The organism is Nonomuraea sp. NPDC050202, assembly GCF_040656115.1.
Classification (GTDB): domain Bacteria; phylum Actinomycetota; class Actinomycetes; order Streptosporangiales; family Streptosporangiaceae; genus Nonomuraea.
In genome coordinates, this window is record NZ_JBFALF010000008.1 from 333,743 (window position 1) to 351,691 (window position 17,949).

Genomic DNA, 17,949 nt, shown 5'->3' on the forward strand with positions numbered 1-17,949 from the left:
AAAAATCAGGAAAAAGGGGTCTTCAGTGCCCTGTGGAGGGAGGCGCCCGAGCCGCCGACGCCAGCGGGCGGCGTGCCGCGGGGACGTCGAGGGGCGGCTCGGGGACGACTTCGGCCCACGCCGGCCGCATGCCGGCGGGCTCGGCCGCGAGCGCGGCGGCCGCGCCCGTCGTGCCGCCCTGGCCCGGCCAGGCGCGCAGCTCCGGCACCGGGTGCGGGAGCTGCCGCACCCCGGAGTGGTGCTGCTCGGCCCGCAAGACCGCGGCGTGGACGGCGGTCGCCTGCTGGGCGACCTGCGCGTGCGCGGTGGCAGGCAGGAACCACGACAGGAGGAGGAGCAGGACGGCGGGCAGCCGGGCGGGCGACCCCGCGGGCGGCCTCCTGAGCAGCGCAGCGGGCAGCCGCGTGGGCAGCCTCGTGCGCATGTCGCTCCCCTTCCTCGGAGCCTCCAACCCTAGCCGGTCGCCCTGGCCCCGGCTGCCCGACAGCGGTTCCCGCCGGGGATCCCGGAGCCGATCGTCAGGTGACGAGCGTGGACAGCCTGGCGATCGCCGCGCGCTCGGCCTCGTACAGGGCGGAGAGCCGGGTGCTGAGCGCGGCGAAGAGCGGGCCCGGGTCGGCGGTCATGGCCTCGTTCGCGGCGGCCCTGGCGGCCCACAGCTCCCGGGCCGCCAGGGCCGCCTCGTGGTCGCCGGCGCTGCCGTCCGCCATGACGCTCTCCTTGACGGCGGCGGTCAGCTCGCGGATCCTGCCCAGCTCCGGCACGTCCGCGGGCAGCGCCGCCTCGGCCAGGTCGTGCCACAGGCCGTGGATCTCCCTGAACCGGCCGGCCAGCTCCGCCAGCGCGGGCCGGTCCAGCAGGGCGGCGGCCTCGTCGAGCGCGTCGGCGAACAGGTCGCGCAGGTTCCCGCCGTCCATGCCGACCGGCTCGGCGCCCTCCCAGATCGACAGGAGAGCGTCCGCCAGCCCGCGCCGGTCGGCGAACACCTTCGGCCACGCCTTGGCGTTGCGCGTGTCGACCAGCAGCCGCGCCCACTTGCGCCAGGCCGGCAGCGAGAACGAGTCGGAGGCGGCCGACAGGTGCGCGGCGCAGTCACGCAGCCCGTCGAGTGCCGCGGCGGCCAGCGTCGCCTCGTCCGGCTTGCTCTCGCCGAGCACGTGCAGCACGTTGCGGTACGAGCCCACCCTGGCCCGCGCGGCGTCGAACCGCTCCCGGGGGACGCTGATCGGCGCCCGGCCGCGGTCGTCGAGGACCACCGCGTCCCCGTCGCGCCGGTAGGCGACCACGGGATGGCCGCCGCGCCCGTCCAGCGCGGCCGGCAGGTGCCAGTAGGCCGCGTGGTAGCGGTCGGGCAGGACCACGCACGGCCGCCCCGCGTCCAGCTCGGCGGCCAGCCGGTCGCTCGCGGCGCGCGTCCCGGACGTGCGGTGCTCGTCGTACGGCACCCCGAGCCGGCCGAGCGTCTTGGCCATCCACCGGTCGTGGTACTGCCACTGGTTGCGGAACCCGAGCACCACGCAGCGGGAGCCGTCGTGCTGGAACTCCCACAGGATGTATCCGGCGCCGATCCCGCCGCCCGCCAGGAACACCAGCGGTTCGCCGACGTCCAGACCCTGGTTGGCGAGCACCGCGGCGATGGCGGCGCTGGACGGGTGCCGCCCGCCGGTGAAGCGCCAGCCGCCGTCCGCGGCCTGCTCGGGCGGGCCGGCGACGTGCCGGCGGGCCGTGGTGTAGCTCTCGCCGGTCTTGGCCATGCGCGCCCTGATGCGCGCCTTGAGCTGCTTCTTGCTGGTCATGTACGGCTCTTCCCGCGGCCGTCGCCACCGGCCCGGCCCACGCCCGCGGCCTGTGGCGGCCGCGAAGGGAATCGCCGGCCGGTCGCCTACGGGCTCCCGAGGCGCGAGCTGTCCCCTTTGCCTCCGCGTCCGGCGGGCCGCGTGGGGACCCGCTCTGGAGGTTCGGCGGGAGAGTGCCGCCGGTGCACCGGATGCTAGTACACGGCGGCCCCGGACGGAATCCCTACGCCTTGACCCCGTAGGTGAGGACGATGATGCCCGACTTGAAGCGGGTCGTCTCCAGCAGCTCGAAGTGGGTGAGGTCGAGGCCGTCGAGCAGCCGGTCGCCGCCGCCGGCGACGACGGGGAACACCCACAGGTGCAGCTCGTCGATCAGCTTGTTCGCGATCAGCGTGCGGTCGAGCCTGCCGCTGCCGTACTTGAGGATGCTCTGCCCCGGCTGCTGCTTCAGCTCGGCGACCGCGGCGGCCACGTCACCCTCGATCAGGTTGCCGTTCCACGCGGTGGCCTCCTTGAGCGTGGTGGAGGCGACGTACTTGGGCAGGCCGTTGATCCGGTCGGTGTACTCGTCGCCGGAGCGGCCGCCCCACGCCTCGGCGAAGCCCTCGTACGTCTCGCGGCCCAGCAGCAGCGCGTCGGCGCCGAACAGCAGCTTCGCGGAGTAGGCGTTGTGCTCCTCGTCCCAGTACGGCGGGCCCCAGACGTGCGGGTCGCTGATGACGCCGTCCAGCGTGACGAAGGTGGATTCGACGAGCTTCCTCATCGTGTGCTCCTCAGGTCTCGTGTCTCGTTGTCCGATGAGTAAAGCCTGGCCGCAACCGCTTACCAAATCCTGCCGATATTCTTACGGCCGCCCGGCGAGGAACACGAACTCCTTGCCCGGCCGGTCGGGCGCGTCCCTGACCTCGCGCAGCACGTACCCGCAGGCCGCCAGGTCCGCCTCGACCTCCTCGCGCTCGCGGAAGCGCAGCGTGGAGTGCGAGGTCAGCACCTCCCCGTCGGAGGCGAAGACCAAGGTCGAGCGGAAGGTCACCAGTGGCCCGCTGACGTCGAGCAGGTCGTGCCACTGCTCCACCCTGCCCACGCCGGGGATGTCGACGGACCGGTAGGTCTCCGCCCTGGTCCAGCCGAGCCAGGCCCGCCTGGCCGGGTCGCGCGTCTCGAACACCAGGTGGCCGCCGGGGCGCAGCGCCGCGTGCACGGCGGTCAGCGTGGCCCGCCAGTCCTCCGGCTCGACGATGGCCTGGGCCGCGTTCCCCGTGATCGTGGCGAGGTCGGCCGCCAGCGGCGGCACGTCCGTGGCGTAGCCGTGGATCCAGCGCACCCGCTCGCTGCCCGGCTTGGCCCTGGCCACGTCGAGCGAGGCCCTGGCCGGGTCCACGCCCGTCACCTCGATGCCCCGGCCGGCCAGCAGCAGCGCGAACGTGCCCGTGCCGCAGCCGACGTCGAGCACGCTGCGCGCGCCGAGCTCGGCGGCGATGGCGGCGTAGCTGTCGAGGTCGCTCCTGTCGGGGTCCAGCGGGTCGTAGACCGCGGCCAGCCGTGGATGCTCGAAGATCGCGTCAGCCATGCGGCCACGATAGGCGGCGCGGAACGAGCGACGCGACCGGATTCCCGGCCGGGGCAGAGGGCGCCCCGGGCCAGGCCGGGGGCGACGCCGGTGTCACGGGGTGCGGCGCCGCCGGGCTCGCCGGCCGGGAGGGCGGCTATCCTCATTCGGTCATGAGTAGCCATGTGAGCACCGCGGTGCACGCCTACCTCAGGTCGGCGGCCGGGCCTGACGCGCGGCGGGCCGGGCCGTTCCTGATCCGGTTCGACGAGCACGACGACGCGGGCCCGTTCAACTACGCGGTGCCCGACGACGGCGCCTCGCCCACGGCGGGCGAGATCGCGGCGCTGGTGGCGGCGTTCAGGGAGCGGTCCAGGACGCCGAGGCTGGAGTACGTGCCGCAGGCCTCGCCCGGGGTGGAGGCCGCCCTGCTGGCCGCCGGGTTCGTGCCGGAGGGGCGTTATCCGCTGCTCGTGTGCGCGCCGGGCTCGGTGGTGGACGCGCCGGCGTCCCCGGACGTGCGGGTGCGGCTCGTGGCCGACGATCCGGGGCTGTGGGCGGTGGCCCGGGTGATGAACGAGGCGTTCGGCGCGCCGGAGGCCACCGGGCACGACGTGGCGCGGCTGCGGCGCGTCGTCGACGGCGGGGGGCTGGTGGCCGCCGCCGTCCGGGGCGGGAAGGTCGTGGGCGGCGGGCAGCTCGGGCGGCCGCACGAGGGGGTCGCCGAGGTGGCGGGCATCGCGGTGTCGGCGGCGTACCGGCGGCGGGGCATCGCGGGGGCGATCACCGCGCTGCTGACCCGGGAGGCGGCCGGAGCCGGGGTCACCATGCCGTTCCTCACCCCGGCCGACGACGCGGCGGCCCGCGTGTACGCCCGCACGGGGTACACGCGGGTGGGCGAGGCCCTGCACATCTCGCTCCCCTAGCGGGTGCCGTCCGGAAGCGCGCGCCTGGCACCGGGCGTCCTAACCGATGCCGTCCGGGGGCGTGTGTCTGGACACCCAGACCGCGAGCTGGGTGCGGTCGCGCAGGCCGAGCTTGCGCAGGCAGCTCGAGATGTGGTTCTTGGCCGTGCCCTCCGTGATGTGCAGGCGGCGCGCGATCTCCCGGTTGGACGCCCCGGCGCCGATGAGCAGCGCGATCTCGTACTCGCGGTCCGACAGCCCGCCGGGCGGCTCCTGGGGCTGCCGGGTCATCGGAGCGGGCGCGGCGCGCAGCAGGCCGACGAGCCGCTCGCTGGCCTCGCCGCCCAGCACGGTCTCCCCGCGCGCCGCCCGCCGGATCGCGGCCACCAGCTCGTCCGGCGGGGTGTCCTTGAGCAGGTAACCCTTCGCCCCAGCGCGCAGCCCCCCGAAGATGTAGTCGTCGTCGTCGAACGTGGTCAGGATGACCGGCGCGACTGCGGGAAAGCCCGCGCGCAGCCGGCCCACCAGCTCCACGCCGTCCATGCCCGGCATGCGGGCGTCCACGAGCGCCACCTGCGGCCGTTCGCCGTCCACGGCGCCGGCCAGCCAGGCCAGCGCCTCCTCGCCACCGCCGACGGTGGCGGCGATCTCGATGCCGGGCTCGATCTCCAGCAGCTTGCGCAGGCCCTCCCGCATGAGGATCTGGTCGTCCACCAGCATGACGCGGATCGGCCCCGTGCCCTCGCCCGACCGCGTCACACCGGCACCGTCGCGCGCAGGGTGAAGCCGCCGGAGCCGGCGGTCACGTCCAGCTCGCCGCCCACACCGCGCAGGCGCTCGCGCAGGCCGCGCAGGCCGAAGCCGTTGGCGGTCGCCCCCGGCGCGGCGCCGGAGCCGTCGTCGGAGACGGTGACCTCGACCCGTTCGTCCGTGCAGTCGAGCGCGACCTCGACGCGCCGCGCGCCCGAGTGGCGCAGGGCGTTGGTGAGCCCCTCCTGGACGATCCGGTAGCAGACCAGCTCGCGGCCCTCGTCCACGTCGGGCCAGGTGCCGTTGAGCGTGAAGGCGACGCCGGTGTCGGCCGAGCCGAACGACTCGGCCAGGGCCCGCAGGGCGTCGGGTCCCGTGCGGCCGTCCATGCGCAGGGGTTTGAGCGCCCGTACCCAGCGGCGGGTGTCGTTCAGCGCCTCCAGGGTGAGCGCCTGGGCCTGGCTGACCTCGTCCCAGGCGGCCTCGGGGCGCGCGGTGCGGTAGCGCTGGGCGTTCTGCAGGCCCACGTTGATGACGGTCAGGTAGTGGCCGACGGAGTCGTGCATGTCGCGGGCGATCCGCGCGCGTTCCTCGGCGATGGCCAGCTCGCGGGAGCGGGCCGCGTATCCGGCCAGCTCGGCGTGGGCCCGTTCGAGGTCGGCGAGCAGGCGGCGGGTCTCCTCCGCCCGCGAGCTGGAGTCGAACAACGCGGTCACGAGGACGAGCAACACCAGGCACAGGATCGCGATGAGCAGGCCGTTGACGACCGCCCCGAGCAGGCTCTGGTCGGGATTGATCGCGCTCATCCCGAAGCTGAGCAGGCCGGCGACGCCCGAGTAGGCGATCGCGCCCCGCACCCGGAGCACGACCAGCGCGTTGCCCACCGCGATGCCCAGCATCAGCAGGCCCGCGAGCCCTCCGCCTGAGGCGACCACCAGAGCCAGGGCCAGGAACGCCGCGGTCGCCGCCTTGCGCGGCGCGGAGGTGCCGCGCGACCAGGGCAGCAGCGGCCACAGGACGATCAGCGGCAGCAGGGCCGCGCCTCCCGCGTAGAAGATCACTTCGAGCAGCGGCCACCGCTCCGTCACAACATCGAGCGAGGAGAACGCGCTGATGAAGTTGAGGGCGAGCAGGACGGCGGAGCCCCAGAAGAAGACGCTGAACACGAGGGGCGGGCGGTCGTCGGTGAACCGCACCCAGTCGTCCAGATCCCGGATCGATCGCGGCTGCCGCATATCCCGGAGCATAACCATCCCCCTCCCGCGGGGCAGCGTGCCGATGGTCATGTGCCGACGGTCATGGTGGGACATGACCGGCAGGTGCCCCGCGCTGGATGTCCGCCCCGATCGCCCGGATCTACGATCGCAGCACGTCGACCAGGAGAGGGGCCGGCATGCGGGTGGCGGAGCGGCGAGCGGGCGGCGTGCCGTGGGCGGCTGTGGTGGTGTCCGTGCTCAGCCTGATCGCCATGGTGGCGATCTCCTGGGCCGTGTACCACTCCCTGCCGGAGCTGGTGACGACCCGCCAGGCCAGGCCGGGGGTGGCCGAGGTCAAGGTGACGAGGATGGTCCTGGCGACGGCGGCTCCGGTGGCCCTGGTCGTGCTCGTCGCGCTCATGGCGGGCAGCAGCCTGGTCGCCGAGCGCCTGCGCGGCCTGGTGCCGCCGGCACTTCTCGCGTCCCCGGCCGCGCAGGCCCGGTCGGCGAAGGCGCTCCTCGTGCTCCTGCCGCCGTTCCTCCTGGTCGTCCATGGCGGCACGCTGCTCAGGAGCGCCGGTCACGACTTCCCGATGGAGGTGGCCGTCGCCGCCGCGCTCGGGCTGCTGGTCGCGGGTCTCGGGCACGCCCTGCCGCGGATCCATCCGCTGCGGTTCGTGCCGGGGGCCGAGCGGGCTCAGCGGTTCGGCAAGCACCTGATGATGGCGGTGGGCGGCTGCTGCGCCGTGGGGGCCTTCTTCCTGCCGCCGATGTTCGTCTCGGTGGCGGCCGCCTTCGCCGCCGGGGCCATCTCCCTGCTCATGGTGCTCGTGCCGCTGGCCATGATGCGCTCCAGACTCCCTGAGTAGCCCCGATTCCCGGACGAACGGCATAAATGGGCCCTCTCGGCGTGCAATCCGCCGTTTACTCTGACGACAGCACTCGTTCATCTGAAGCTTCACATAGGCACACGTCTATGCCCTTGTCCCGAGGGGAGCACCATGACCGAGCTCGACCGTCGTTCCTTTCTCGGCCACGGCCTGGCCACCACCGGCGGTGTCCTGGCCAGCGGCGTCGCCATCGAGACCCTGACCGCCCACGCCTCCTGGGCGAGCACGGGCCGCCCCGCCGCCGACCCGCGCGAGACCGGCTACGGCCCCCTGCGCCGCATGCCCGCCAGGAACACGGGCGAGGAATTCCTCGCGCTCCCCGCGGGCTTCTCGTACGTCGTGCTGGGCAAGAGCGGCACCCCCATGACCGACGGCGTCGCCACCCCCATCGCCCACGACGGCATGGGTGCCTTCCCCGGGACCCGCCGCCACACCGTCCGCCTCATCCGCAACCACGAGGTACGCACCGCCCCCGGCTCCCCCATCGGCCGCGTGCACGTCGAGGGCTCGCGGCGCTACGACGAGCTGGGCGTGGGCGGCACCACCACGCTGGAGATCGACCTGCGCAGCGGCGAGGTGGTGCGCGACTTCGTCAGCCTCAACGGCACGATCGTCAACTGCGCCGGCGGCCGCATGCTGCACGGGCGCGGCTGGCTCACCTGCGAGGAGACGACCGCGGGCCCGGCGCAGGGCTGGCAGCGCAAGCACGGCTACGTCTTCGAGGTGCCGCTCGACGGCCCCCGGCCCGGCACGCCCGCGCCCTCCGGGCCGCTGACAGCGATGGGCCGCTTCTCCCACGAGGCGGTCGCGGTGGACCCGCGCACCGGCTACGTCTACGAGACCGAGGACGAGTCGGGCAGGGCCGACGGCTTCTACCGCTTCCGCCCCAGGGACCCGCGTGACCTGGCCGCCGGCGGCGTGCTGGAGATGCTCAAGATCAGGGGTGTGGACGGCTACGACTGCCGCGAGGGCCAGACGATGGGTGCCCGGCTGCCCGTGGAGTGGGTGCGCATCGACGACCCCGACCCGGACCTGGAGAACGGCGCCACCCCCTGCACCCTGCAGGGCCTGGCCAAGGGCGGCGCGAAGTTCAACCGCCTCGAAGGCTGCTGGTACGGCGACGGCAGCGTCTTCTTCAACTCCACCAGCGGCGGCGACGCCAAGAACGGCGACCCGCCGAACGCGGACGGCTACCTGGAGGGTTACGGCCAGGTCTGGCAGTACGTCCCGGGCCGCCGCGACGGCGGCACCCTGGTGCTGGTGTACGAGTCGCCCGGCCGCAGGGAGCTCGACTCGCCCGACAACCTGACGTTCACCCCCAGAGGCGGCATCGTGCTCTGCGAGGACGACTCGAGCTCGGCCGACGCCGACCCGCACCCGCTGGCCCCCGGCCTGACCAACGTGAACCGGCTGATCGGGCTGGATCCGCGCAGGGGGCAGCCGTTCGAGTTCGCGGTCAACGTGGCCGACGACTGCGAGTTCGCGGGGGCGTGCTTCAGCCCGGACGGCTCGGTCCTGTTCGTCAACAACTTCGGCGACTCGGTCTCGCTGGACCCGCCGGGCCGCACGTACGCGATCCGCGGCCCCTGGCACCGCGGGCCGCTCTGACGTGGCAGGGCGGCGGCCGGCACGAACGCGCCGTCCGCCGTCCGCTGTCACTCCGGTCGCGGGACCTCGATCGGCGGCCCCACCGGAGGGTCGGTGGCGAGGTTGAGCGCGGTGGCGAGGATGGTGAGCACGGGGATCACGGCCACGCCCGCGAGCTCGTACTCGCCGCGCCGGCGCTGCAGGATCAGGCCGGCGGCCTGCAACTCGCGCAGGTGGTGATAGAGCTGGCCGCTGGTCGGCTCCCCCTGCGACGGCGCGAGGGCTTCCAGCAGGTCGGCGCTGGTGCACCGCCCCTTGCGGACGAGCACCCCCAGCAACGCCAGGCGCGGCCGGCTGGCGAGGGACTCCAGGATCCCGATCGCCGGGCTCCAGTCGGCCTCCAGCAACTCGGCGAGCTTGTGCTCCCTCGCCCAGAGGTAGACGTTGTCCTCCGCCAGGTAGGCGGCGCCGACGTAGCCGACCATGCCGGGGTGGAAGTGCTCCTCGGCATCGTTGCGGTAGCCGTGCAGGACCCCCATCAGGGATGGCGCCTGCGGGGTGCTCCTGGGGGCCTCGCCGTCCTGGACGCGGCTCTCCAGCAGCGCCAGCCGGCGCTCCAACGCGTCGATCCTTTCGTCGTTCATAGCGATCTCCTTCGCTACTCCGTAATGACGAAATAGCGTAGAAAGGGAGGCGGAGCAGCCGCAAAGTGTTTCCTGGCCTGGCGCCGGAGCCCGCCGGCTAACCTCACACCGAGCGAGCCTTTTGTAGCGCCAAGTGTCACAACTGCCCTCTTGCATGGCGGTACGGGAAGAGGCGGACACTCGTAGGGAACACACCCATACCCGGCCAGGGGGTGATTCCCTGTGCACGACGGGTTCGAATCCCGCGAGTCATGGCCCTTCGAGTGCCTGCGGTGTCTCTACGTCTGGGAGGAGGACTACGTCGTCCGGCACCTCGCCGACGGGCACGGCAACGAGGCGGAGATCTGGTTCGCCTCCGGCGTGCCCGTGCAGCCGCCCTGGTCGGGGACGAGCTGCCCGGCCTGCGGCGCCTTCCACCTCACGTCGTTCCCCACCGGTTACCTGTCGCGGCACCCCGAGCTCGCGGCGGCGCCCGACCCGGTGCCGCTGGCCAAGCTGCCGGTCGTCCCCGTCAGGGACATCGAGCCGCCCGTCGCCCGGGCGCCGATGCCGCGCCGCCTGCTGATCGCGGTCGGCCTGCCGGTGATCGCGTTCGTGGGGTACGAGCTGTACCAGTACGTCCTGTCGCCTGTCGGCCATCACCACTGAGAACCTCACAGGCGACGGAGGCCCCGCAGCGGTGAGGCGGTGGTAGGACATGCGTTCCCGGCATCCGGCCGCCGCGCTCCCAGCGGGAGCTCAAGGTGACAGGGCCAGGGCGTCGATGTCGACATGGAGGTCGGCGGAGGCGCGGGTGGCGCGGATGGCGGCGGCGTTGGGCTCGTCCACCTCGGCGACCCACCGGACCGCCTGCTCGGGGGTCTTGCCGAACCGCACGTGCCGCCAGGTGAGGCGTTCCAGGCGGACGCGGTCGTCGAGGTCGGCGTACCAGACCTCGGTCATGGCCGCCCGCACCTGCCGCCACGGCTCCTCGCCGGAGAGCAGGTAGTTGCCCTCGCTGACGACGACCCGGGCGTCCGGCGGCACCGCGATGGCGCCGGCGATGGGCTGCTCGAGGTCGCGGTCGAAGGACGGCGCGTACACGACGGTGCCGGTCTCGCAGCGGAGGCGGCGCAGCAGGGCGAGGTAGCCGTGCCCGTCGAAGGTGTCGATGGCGCCCTTGCGGGCGAGCCGCCCGAGGCGTTCGAGCGCGACGTCGGCCAGGTGGAAGCCGTCCATCGGCACCCAGACGGCGGGCAGCCCCGCCGTGGTGAGCGCCGTGGCCAGCCAGCCCGCCAGCGTCGACTTGCCCGCGCCCGGGCAGCCCGCGATGCCGATCAGCACCCGCCCGTCCCCGGCGGCCAGCCCGCGCACGCGCTCGACCAGCCGCGACCCGCCGCTCACGGGACCCTCCCCTTGACGCACGTGAGCACCCTAGCGGCGCTCGCGGCGAAGGTCACCAGGTGATGAGCAGCTCGTGGGCACAACGGCCAGGACCGGCGAGCCAGGCGACCGGTTCGCGTGCTGCCGCGCCCCGGAGGGCGGCGGGCGACGCGCCGTTGGGAGGCACACATTGAATGGTCATGCATTCATGTGTATATACTTCTACTCGTGTCCAAGATGCTCACCTCTCTCCCTGTAGGCGAACGGGTCGGGATCGCCTTCTCCGGCGGCCTCGACACCTCCGTGGCGGTCGCGTGGATGCGCGAGAAGGGTGCGGTGCCCTGCACCTACACCGCCGACATCGGCCAGTACGACGAGCCCGACATCGCCTCGGTGCCGGGCCGCGCGACGGCGTACGGCGCGGAGATCGCCCGGCTGGTCGACTGCCGGGAGGCCCTCGTGGAGGAGGGTCTGGCGGCGCTGGCCTGCGGGGCGTTCCACATCCGCTCCGGCGGCCGCACCTACTTCAACACGACCCCGCTCGGCCGCGCCGTCACCGGCACCCTGCTGGTGCGCGCGATGCTCGACGACGGCGTGCTGATCTGGGGAGACGGCTCCACCTTCAAGGGCAACGACATCGAGCGGTTCTACCGTTACGGCCTGCTCGCCAACCCGTCCCTGCGCATCTACAAGCCGTGGCTGGACGCCGACTTCGTCAGCGAGCTCGGCGGGCGCAAGGAGATGTCGGAGTGGCTGCTCGCCCGCGACCTGCCCTACCGGGCCAGCACGGAGAAGGCCTACTCCACCGACGCGAACATCTGGGGCGCCACCCACGAGGCCAAGAGGCTCGAGCACCTGGACGCCGGCATCGAGATCGTCGAGCCGATCATGGGAGTGCGGTTCTGGGACCCCGAGGTCGAGATCCCGGCCGAGGACGTCACGATCGGGTTCGAGCGGGGCCGGCCGGTGACGATCAACGGCAAGGAGTTCGCCTCGGCCGTCGATCTGGTGCTGGAGGCCAACGCCATCGGCGGCCGCCACGGGCTCGGCATGTCCGACCAGATCGAGAACCGCGTCATCGAGGCCAAGAGCCGGGGCATCTACGAGGCGCCCGGCATGGCGCTGCTGCACGCCGCCTACGAGCGGCTGGTCAACGCCATCCACAACGAGGACACCCTGGCGAGCTACCACATCGAGGGCAGGAAGCTGGGCCGGCTGCTCTACGAGGGCCGCTGGCTCGACCCGCAGTCGCTGATGCTGCGCGAGTCGCTGCAGCGCTGGGTCGGCATGGCGATCACCGGCGAGGTGACGCTGCGGCTGCGGCGCGGCGAGGACTACTCGGTCCTCGACACGACGGGCCCGGCGTTCAGCTACCACCCCGACAAGCTGTCGATGGAGCGCACCGAGGACTCCGCGTTCGGCCCGCTCGACCGCATCGGCCAGCTCACCATGCGCAACCTCGACATCGCCGACTCGCGCGCCAAGCTGGAGCAGTACGCCGGGCTCGGCATGGTCGGGCACCAGACGCTGCTGGGCACCCCGCAGGTCGCCGCGACCGGCCTGATCGGCGCGATGCCCCAGGGCGGCGCCGAGGCGATCGCCTCGCGCGGCGAGAACGTCGAGGTGCCGGAGGACGACCAGCTGCTCGACCAGGCGGCGATCGAGACCGGTACCGACTGACGCAGGAGTCACACCACCCTCTGCCGGGTATGTCCCGCCCGGCAGAGGTGCCTTGCCACAACGATGCAGCGGCCAAACATATCCAAGACAACCGGTCTAGCGTGTTGTCATTGACTGGAATTGTTGGAACATATGGTTCGAGTCATCGAGTGAGGTCCGAAGATCGCTTACCGGAATGACGGTAGCGGCGAGGGAAAGGGGCAACGCTCATGCACCAGCGCGCCGTCCGCAACTTGGCCAGCCTCGAGACGACGCAGGCCAGGATCACGCGCATCTTCGACGCGGCGGCAGGCGGGAAGAACCATTTCCTGGCCGACAGGGACACCGTTCGCCATTTCGATCAAGCTGCCCCCGCCCTGACCACGGCGGCCCGCGCGGTGCTCGAATTCCTCACCCGGATGATCCGCCATTTGTCCGCCGAAGGCGTGGATCAATATCTGATCGTGGGCAGCGGCATTCCCAGCGGCCCCTCCGCCGGCAACGGGTTGCACGACGCGGCGCGCCAGGCCTGCGGGGCCGCCCCGCGCGTGCTGTACGTCGAGAACAACCCGATGGTGGTCACCATGGCGCAGGCCACCATCGAGCCGTTCACGGACCTGGTGCGGGTGGTGGAGGGCGACATCCGCGAGATCGACGAGGTGCTCAGGGACCACGTGGTCAGGACGTTCATCGACTGGGACCGGCCCGTGGCCGTGCTGCTGCTGTCGACCTACAGCCTGCACGACGACGAGTACGCCCACTACCTCGTCAAGCGGCTGCGGCACACGGCGCCGGGCGGCAGCTTCCTCGGCCTGCTGCACACCACGTTCGACGGCGTCCCGCCGGAGCTGCTGCCGGCCATCCGCGACCTGCTCGCGATGACCCTGCCGCACCTGGCGATCCGCTCCAGGGACGAGGTCGCCGCTCTGCTGGAGGGGCTCGACCTGGTGCCGCCCGGGCTGGTCTGGGTTCCGGAGTGGCGTCCAGGCGACGGCGACCACGCCTGCCGCGAGGAGCCCAGCTCGTCGGGCAACTACGGCGCCCTGGCCCGCATCCCCTGAGGAAACTTCTCCGCCACGCATTCACAAAAGTGAAGACGAACGCTTATCGTGGGTATGGGAGCGCTCCCAAAACCCGAGAGACGTGATGCGTATGGCCCCCCACCTGGCCCCGTCCGGCGGATCCCTGGCCGCCCCGCAGGCCCGCGCGGTGGAGTACCTGCTGCCGTCCGCTCCCTCCGGTGTCGCCGAGACCCGATCCCTGGTCCGGGCCGAGCTCGACCGCTGGGGCCTGGCCCACGTCACCGACGACTGCCTGCTCATCGTCAGCGAGCTCGTCACCAACGTCGTCCGGCACGGCGGCTCCGCCTACACCCTGCGGCTGGAGGAGCGCGCGGGCCGGTTGTACGGCGAGGTGTTCGACCCGGGTGACGGCGTGCCTCTCCAGCGCTCCCCCGGCGTGGACGCCCTCTCGGGCAGGGGCCTGCAGATCGTCGGGGCCATCGCCGAGGAGTGGGGCGTGGCGAAGGCGGACAACGGCAAGCTCGTCTGGTTCGCGGTCAGCTGCACCGTGTGACGCCCATCGCCGGGCGTTCCCGCGGGATGCGGGTGAGCAGCCCGGTCAGCCGCGCCCGCTCGGCCTCGTCCAGCGGCGCGAACCACTCCCCCTCCGCCGCGCCTGCTCGGCGAACGCCTCCCGCACGGGCCCGCGGGGCGAGGAGGTGGACGCGTCGGAGTACTACTTCCGGCTGTTCTGCCGCTTCGAGACCGGCGACGGGCGCCACCACTGGCTCAACCGTACGCTGGCCGTGGCCACGGCGGCCCGCGCCGCCTCCGCCGTGCGTTACGACGCCTGCACCCTGACCTGACCGACGCCGGAGGCCCCGATGCCGAAGCTCGACCGCTCGCCCATGCCCGTCACCGCGGAGTACGACACCCCGATGCCGATGCGTGACGGCACCGTGCTGCGCGGCACGGTGCACCGGCGGGCGGCGGGCGGGCCGTTCCCGACGCTGCTGGCGCGCAGCCCGTACGGCGAGGGGGCGTTCCGCATGATCCCGCTGACCGCGGCGCTGGAGGCGGGCTTCGCGGTGGTGCTGCAGCACTGCCGGGGGCGCGGGAGCAGCGACGGCGAGTTCCGGCCGTGGCTGGACGAGGGCGACGACGGGTACGACACGATCGCCTGGATCACCGCCCAGCCGTGGTCGAACGGCGAGGTCGTGATGACCGGCATGTCGTACCTGGCCGGCTGCGCCCTGCAGGCCGCGGCCACCCGCCCGCCGGGCCTGAAGGCGGTGTACGCCGCCATGACGCCGCACGACTTCCACGACGGGCTGAAGTACCACGGCGGAGCGCTGGCTCTGGGCTCGGCGCTCAACTGGGGCGCGATGCAGGCGGCGCTCGGGCTGCTGCACGCCGCCGAGGCCGGCGAGGACGCCGGCGCGGCGTTCGGCGAGCTGCTGCCGGCCATGACCGGCCAGGCGACGGCCGTGCGGACGCTGCCGCTGGACGCGGTGCGGGGCATCCCGTGGTGGCACGACTGGATCTCCCACCCCGAGCGCGACGCGTTCTGGCAGGGCCTGGCCGAGACGTTGCGGCACGACCGCATCGAGGCGCCGGTCATGCACGTGGCCGGCTGGTTCGACCTGTTCCTGTCCGGCACGCTGGAGAACCATCGCCGGCTGGGCGGCCCGCTGGTCATCGGCCCCTGGTCGCACCTGACCTCCGCCTCGTCCGGCACCGGGCGGCTGGACTTCGGGTTCGCCGCCTCGGCGCAGGCGATCCAGCTGGAGCAGCGGCAGCTCGCGTTCCTGCGGGGGCTCGACACCGGGCCGGCCGTGAAGATCTTCGTGATGGGCGACGACGTGTGGCGGGACGAGGAGTCCTGGCCGCTCGCCCGCGCCGTGGACACCCGCTACCACCTGCACGCCGACGGCCTGCTCTCCCCCGAGCCGCCCGCCTCCCCCGAGCCGCCCGCCGCCGAGCCGCGCGCCTTCACCTTCGACCCGCGCGACCCGGTGCCCACCACCGGCGGCCCGACCCTGCTGGCCGACCCCACGAACGTGGGCCCGCAGGACCAGCGCGACGTGGAGCGCCGCGCCGACGTGCTCTGCTACACCACCGACGTGCTGGGCTCCGACGTGGAGGTGACGGGGCCCGTGTCGGTGACGCTGCGCGCCGAGACCTCGGCCGCCGCCACCGACTGGACGGCCAAGCTGGTGAACGTGTACCCGGACGGGCGGGCGATGAGCGTGATCGACGGCATCGTCCGCACCGCCACGCCGTCCGGGACGTACACCATCGATCTGGTCGCCACCAGCCAGGTCTTCAAGGCGGGCCACCGCATCCGGGTGGAGATCTCCAGCTCGAACTTCCCCCGCTTCGACCGTAACCCCGGCACCGGCCGGCCCGCCGCCCTGGCCACGGAGGCGGATCTCGTCGTTCAGAATCAGCGCGTTTTCCCTGACTCCTTCATCACCCTGCCCGTGGTGCCGCGTTAAAGAGCCGTTCTTCTTCAGGCAATTTCCAGGTAGGCCGGGTACTCTCCGGGGCATGAAGTGGCAGCGCACTATCAACGGGGCGCTGGCGAGGTACACAGGATTCCAGTTCAACCGAGTAGGTAAAGCAGGGCAAGCGGCTACGACGACGGCCACGGAAAAGGCCCCGGTCAAACGACCGGAAACGCCTTTCAGGCCGCCGGCGGATCCGAAGACCGATCGCCTCGTGCAGGCGCCGGTGTTCATCATCTCGCCGGTCCGATCGGGCTCGACGCTGCTGCGGGCGATGCTCAACGCTCACCCGGACCTGCATGCTCCGCACGAGCTGCACGTACGCCGGTTGAGAGTGGAATTCGACACCTCGCTGGCGGAAAGGGCCATGGAGGCACTCGGCCACAACAAGGCCGATCTGGAGCATCTGCTGTGGGACCGGGTGCTCCACCGGGAGCTGCTGCGCAGCGGCAAGCGGTACATCGTCGAGAAGACGCCGGCGAACGCGTTCGCCTACGAGCGGCTGTCCACGTGCTGGCCGGACGCGCGGTTCGTGTTCCTGCTGCGCCATCCCGCCTCGATCGCCAGCTCCTGGTACGAGGCCAGCCCGGGCAAGCGCACCCCCGACGAGGCCGCCGCGGACGCGCTGCGGTACATGAAGGCCGTGCAGCGCGCGCGCAAGGCCCTGCCGGGGCTGACCGTCCGCTACGAGGAGCTGACCGCCGACCCCGAGGGCATCGGGCGCGGCATCTGCGAGTTCCTGGAGGTGCCCTGGGCGCCCGAGCTGCTCTCCTACGGCACTCCCGACGTGGTGACCAAGGGCCTGGGGGACTGGAAGGACAAGATCCGCTCAGGAACGGTACAACGCGGTCGCGACCTGCCGCGTCCTGACCAGATCCCTGATGTGCTGAAGGACATGTGCAGGACCTGGGAGTACCTGACATGAAGATCCGCTACATGCTGCTGCACGCCTACGGCATGGGCGGCACCATCCGCACCGTCGTCAACCAGGCCAACGCCATGGCCGCGGCCGGCCACGACGTCGAGATCGTCAGCGTGGTCCGGCGCAGGAACGAGCCGCAGTTCGCCATCGACCCGCTGGTGCGGCTCTCGGCGCTGGTGGACCAGCGTGACGGCATCGCCGCCGACTCCCTGGCGCGCAAGGTGTGGCGCCGGGCCCGCGGCAAGATCGTCCCGTACGGGGAGTTCGCGGCGGAGTACTTCACCGAGCGCGTCGAGGCCGCGGTCATCGACTACGTCTCCGGCCTGCGTGACGGCATCCTGGTCACCACCCGCCCCGCGCTCAACCTGATCGCGGCCCGCCGCGCCTCCTCCAGCGTGATCCGCGTCGCCCAGGAGCACATGAACCTGGCCTCCTACCACGAGCGGGTCCGCGAGCAGATCGTCCGCCACTACGGCAACTTCGACGCGATCGCCGTGCTGACCGAGACCAGCCGCCGCGAATACCGCAAGGTGCTCAAGAGCACGCCGGTGGTGCGCATCCCCAACGCGGTGCACATGGAGGAGCGCAAGCACTCCGACCAGAGCAACCCGATCGTGATCGCCGTGGGGAGGCTGGTGCCGCAGAAGGGCTTCGACATGCTCATCCCGGCCTTCGCCGCCACCGCGGAGGAGCACCCGGAGTGGAAGCTGCGCATCTTCGGCACCGGGCCGTCGAAGGAGCGGCTGCAAAAGCGCATCGACGAGGCCGGCGCGGGCGACAGGATCCGGCTGATGGGCCGCAGCAACCGCATCCACGAGGAGCTGGCCAAGGCGTCGGTCTACGCGCTCAGCTCCCGGATCGAGGGGCTGCCGATGGCCATGATCGAGGCCATGGGCCACGCCCTGCCGGTCGTCGCCTTCGACTGCCCGACCGGGCCCGCCGACGTGCTGACGCCCGGCAAGGACGGGCTGCTGGTGCCGCCGCGCAACGTGCCCGCGCTGACCGAGGCGCTCGGCCGGGCGATGGGCGATCGCGAGCTGCGGGTGCGCCTGGGCGCCGCCGCGGCCGAGACGGCCTACGACTACACCCCGCACGTCGTCATGCCGCTGTGGGACAGGCTGTTCACCGCGCTGGCCAACGGCGAGCCGATCGACGCCGACGTACGGGCGGCCCGCTAGCCG

19 protein-coding genes are annotated in these 17,949 nt (G+C 72.5%); 11 read left to right on the forward strand and 8 right to left on the reverse strand.

What is annotated here, in order from left to right; genetic code table 11:
• Positions 1 to 22: 22 nt before the first annotated feature.
• From AB0I79_RS24310 to AB0I79_RS24325, 4 genes are all read right to left on the reverse strand, one after another.
• Positions 23 to 424, reverse strand: coding sequence for a hypothetical protein (locus AB0I79_RS24310; protein WP_357876528.1), 402 nt, complete (start codon positions 422 to 424; stop codon positions 23 to 25).
• 94 nt (positions 425 to 518) lie between these two features.
• Positions 519 to 1,796 (reverse strand): BtrH N-terminal domain-containing protein, encoded by a 1,278-nt coding sequence (locus AB0I79_RS24315; protein ID WP_357876530.1) that lies wholly within the window; start codon positions 1,794 to 1,796, stop codon positions 519 to 521.
• Positions 1,797 to 2,019: 223 nt separating this feature from the next.
• Positions 2,020 to 2,559 carry a dihydrofolate reductase family protein gene (locus AB0I79_RS24320; protein ID WP_357876532.1) on the reverse strand — a complete coding sequence of 180 codons (540 nt, stop codon included), beginning with the start codon at positions 2,557 to 2,559 and terminating at the stop codon, positions 2,020 to 2,022.
• Positions 2,560 to 2,640: 81 nt separating this feature from the next.
• Entirely contained in the window at positions 2,641 to 3,366 is a 726-nt protein-coding gene (locus AB0I79_RS24325) for a class I SAM-dependent methyltransferase (protein WP_357876533.1), read from the reverse strand.
• Between the two features lie 152 nt (positions 3,367 to 3,518).
• Here AB0I79_RS24325 and AB0I79_RS24330 point away from each other — a divergent pair, with 152 nt between their 5' ends.
• Positions 3,519 to 4,271 (forward strand): GNAT family N-acetyltransferase, encoded by a 753-nt coding sequence (locus tag AB0I79_RS24330; protein WP_357876535.1) that lies wholly within the window; start codon positions 3,519 to 3,521, stop codon positions 4,269 to 4,271.
• Between the two features lie 39 nt (positions 4,272 to 4,310).
• Here the strand turns inward: AB0I79_RS24330 and AB0I79_RS24335 are convergent, their stop codons facing one another.
• Both AB0I79_RS24335 and AB0I79_RS24340 read right to left on the reverse strand, forming a co-directional pair.
• Entirely contained in the window at positions 4,311 to 4,970 is a 660-nt protein-coding gene (locus tag AB0I79_RS24335) for a response regulator transcription factor (protein ID WP_357876603.1), read from the reverse strand.
• Between the two features lie 35 nt (positions 4,971 to 5,005).
• On the reverse strand, positions 5,006 to 6,235 hold the full coding sequence (locus AB0I79_RS24340) for a sensor histidine kinase (protein ID WP_357876537.1): 1,230 nt from the start codon (positions 6,233 to 6,235) through the stop codon (positions 5,006 to 5,008).
• Positions 6,236 to 6,333: 98 nt separating this feature from the next.
• Between AB0I79_RS24340 and AB0I79_RS24345 the strand changes: the two genes are divergently transcribed.
• Entirely contained in the window at positions 6,334 to 7,065 is a 732-nt protein-coding gene (locus AB0I79_RS24345) for a hypothetical protein (RefSeq protein ID WP_357876539.1), read from the forward strand.
• A gap of 132 nt (positions 7,066 to 7,197) precedes the next feature.
• Positions 7,198 to 8,694 (forward strand): alkaline phosphatase PhoX, encoded by a 1,497-nt coding sequence (locus AB0I79_RS24350; protein ID WP_357876541.1) that lies wholly within the window; start codon positions 7,198 to 7,200, stop codon positions 8,692 to 8,694.
• A gap of 47 nt (positions 8,695 to 8,741) precedes the next feature.
• Here AB0I79_RS24350 and AB0I79_RS24355 read toward each other — a convergent pair whose 3' ends face one another.
• Positions 8,742 to 9,317 carry a helix-turn-helix domain-containing protein gene (locus tag AB0I79_RS24355; RefSeq protein WP_357876543.1) on the reverse strand — a complete coding sequence of 192 codons (576 nt, stop codon included), beginning with the start codon at positions 9,315 to 9,317 and terminating at the stop codon, positions 8,742 to 8,744.
• A gap of 222 nt (positions 9,318 to 9,539) precedes the next feature.
• On the opposite strand from AB0I79_RS24355, the gene AB0I79_RS24360 reads away from it, so the two are divergent.
• Complete coding sequence (locus tag AB0I79_RS24360) at positions 9,540 to 9,965, forward strand: hypothetical protein (RefSeq protein WP_357876545.1); 426 nt, start codon at positions 9,540 to 9,542, stop codon at positions 9,963 to 9,965.
• A 90-nt stretch (positions 9,966 to 10,055) separates the two neighbouring features.
• Here AB0I79_RS24360 and AB0I79_RS24365 read toward each other — a convergent pair whose 3' ends face one another.
• Entirely contained in the window at positions 10,056 to 10,700 is a 645-nt protein-coding gene (locus AB0I79_RS24365) for a nucleoside/nucleotide kinase family protein (RefSeq protein WP_357876547.1), read from the reverse strand.
• 207 nt (positions 10,701 to 10,907) lie between these two features.
• Here AB0I79_RS24365 and argG point away from each other — a divergent pair, with 207 nt between their 5' ends.
• The 7 genes from argG to AB0I79_RS24400 all read left to right on the forward strand — a co-directional run bounded on the left by argG (position 10,908) and on the right by AB0I79_RS24400 (position 17,946).
• Positions 10,908 to 12,359 (forward strand): argininosuccinate synthase, encoded by a 1,452-nt coding sequence (gene argG / locus AB0I79_RS24370; protein WP_357876549.1) that lies wholly within the window; start codon positions 10,908 to 10,910, stop codon positions 12,357 to 12,359.
• A 209-nt stretch (positions 12,360 to 12,568) separates the two neighbouring features.
• The gene (locus AB0I79_RS24375; RefSeq protein WP_357876551.1) at positions 12,569 to 13,399 is read left to right on the forward strand and encodes an SAM-dependent methyltransferase; all 831 of its coding nucleotides are present in this window, start codon (positions 12,569 to 12,571) and stop codon (positions 13,397 to 13,399) included.
• Positions 13,400 to 13,484: 85 nt separating this feature from the next.
• A complete protein-coding gene (locus AB0I79_RS24380) occupies positions 13,485 to 13,913 on the forward strand; it encodes an ATP-binding protein (protein ID WP_357876553.1) in 429 nt (142 codons plus the stop codon).
• 145 nt (positions 13,914 to 14,058) lie between these two features.
• The gene (locus AB0I79_RS24385; protein WP_357876555.1) at positions 14,059 to 14,205 is read left to right on the forward strand and encodes a DUF3237 family protein; all 147 of its coding nucleotides are present in this window, start codon (positions 14,059 to 14,061) and stop codon (positions 14,203 to 14,205) included.
• Between the two features lie 18 nt (positions 14,206 to 14,223).
• Complete coding sequence (locus AB0I79_RS24390) at positions 14,224 to 15,837, forward strand: CocE/NonD family hydrolase (RefSeq protein ID WP_357876557.1); 1,614 nt, start codon at positions 14,224 to 14,226, stop codon at positions 15,835 to 15,837.
• Positions 15,838 to 16,072: 235 nt separating this feature from the next.
• On the forward strand, positions 16,073 to 16,771 hold the full coding sequence (locus AB0I79_RS24395; protein ID WP_357876559.1) for a sulfotransferase: 699 nt from the start codon (positions 16,073 to 16,075) through the stop codon (positions 16,769 to 16,771).
• Positions 16,768 to 17,946 (forward strand): glycosyltransferase family 4 protein, encoded by a 1,179-nt coding sequence (locus tag AB0I79_RS24400; protein ID WP_357876561.1) that lies wholly within the window; start codon positions 16,768 to 16,770, stop codon positions 17,944 to 17,946. The genes AB0I79_RS24395 and AB0I79_RS24400 overlap by 4 nt, the downstream gene beginning before the upstream one ends.
• Positions 17,947 to 17,949 lie beyond the last annotated feature (3 nt).

What these genes read in the sequence shown, in the direction of transcription:
- AB0I79_RS24390 (WP_357876557.1), top strand. Translation starts at nt 14,224, where the DNA reads ATGCCGAAGCTCGACCGCTCGCCCATGCCCGTCACCGCGGAGTACGAC.
- AB0I79_RS24320 (WP_357876532.1), bottom strand. Translation starts at nt 2,559, where the DNA reads ATGAGGAAGCTCGTCGAATCCACCTTCGTCACGCTGGACGGCGTCATC.
- AB0I79_RS24310 (WP_357876528.1), bottom strand. Translation starts at nt 424, where the DNA reads ATGCGCACGAGGCTGCCCACGCGGCTGCCCGCTGCGCTGCTCAGGAGG.
- AB0I79_RS24325 (WP_357876533.1), bottom strand. Translation starts at nt 3,366, where the DNA reads ATGGCTGACGCGATCTTCGAGCATCCACGGCTGGCCGCGGTCTACGAC.
- AB0I79_RS24345 (WP_357876539.1), top strand. Translation starts at nt 6,334, where the DNA reads ATGTCCGCCCCGATCGCCCGGATCTACGATCGCAGCACGTCGACCAGG.
- AB0I79_RS24400 (WP_357876561.1), top strand. Translation starts at nt 16,768, where the DNA reads ATGAAGATCCGCTACATGCTGCTGCACGCCTACGGCATGGGCGGCACC.
- AB0I79_RS24350 (WP_357876541.1), top strand. Translation starts at nt 7,198, where the DNA reads ATGACCGAGCTCGACCGTCGTTCCTTTCTCGGCCACGGCCTGGCCACC.
- AB0I79_RS24335 (WP_357876603.1), bottom strand. Translation starts at nt 4,970, where the DNA reads ATGCTGGTGGACGACCAGATCCTCATGCGGGAGGGCCTGCGCAAGCTG.
- AB0I79_RS24330 (WP_357876535.1), top strand. Translation starts at nt 3,519, where the DNA reads ATGAGTAGCCATGTGAGCACCGCGGTGCACGCCTACCTCAGGTCGGCG.
- AB0I79_RS24340 (WP_357876537.1), bottom strand. Translation starts at nt 6,235, where the DNA reads ATGCGGCAGCCGCGATCGATCCGGGATCTGGACGACTGGGTGCGGTTC.
- AB0I79_RS24375 (WP_357876551.1), top strand. Translation starts at nt 12,569, where the DNA reads ATGCACCAGCGCGCCGTCCGCAACTTGGCCAGCCTCGAGACGACGCAG.
- AB0I79_RS24380 (WP_357876553.1), top strand. Translation starts at nt 13,485, where the DNA reads ATGCGTATGGCCCCCCACCTGGCCCCGTCCGGCGGATCCCTGGCCGCC.
- AB0I79_RS24355 (WP_357876543.1), bottom strand. Translation starts at nt 9,317, where the DNA reads ATGAACGACGAAAGGATCGACGCGTTGGAGCGCCGGCTGGCGCTGCTG.
- AB0I79_RS24315 (WP_357876530.1), bottom strand. Translation starts at nt 1,796, where the DNA reads ATGACCAGCAAGAAGCAGCTCAAGGCGCGCATCAGGGCGCGCATGGCC.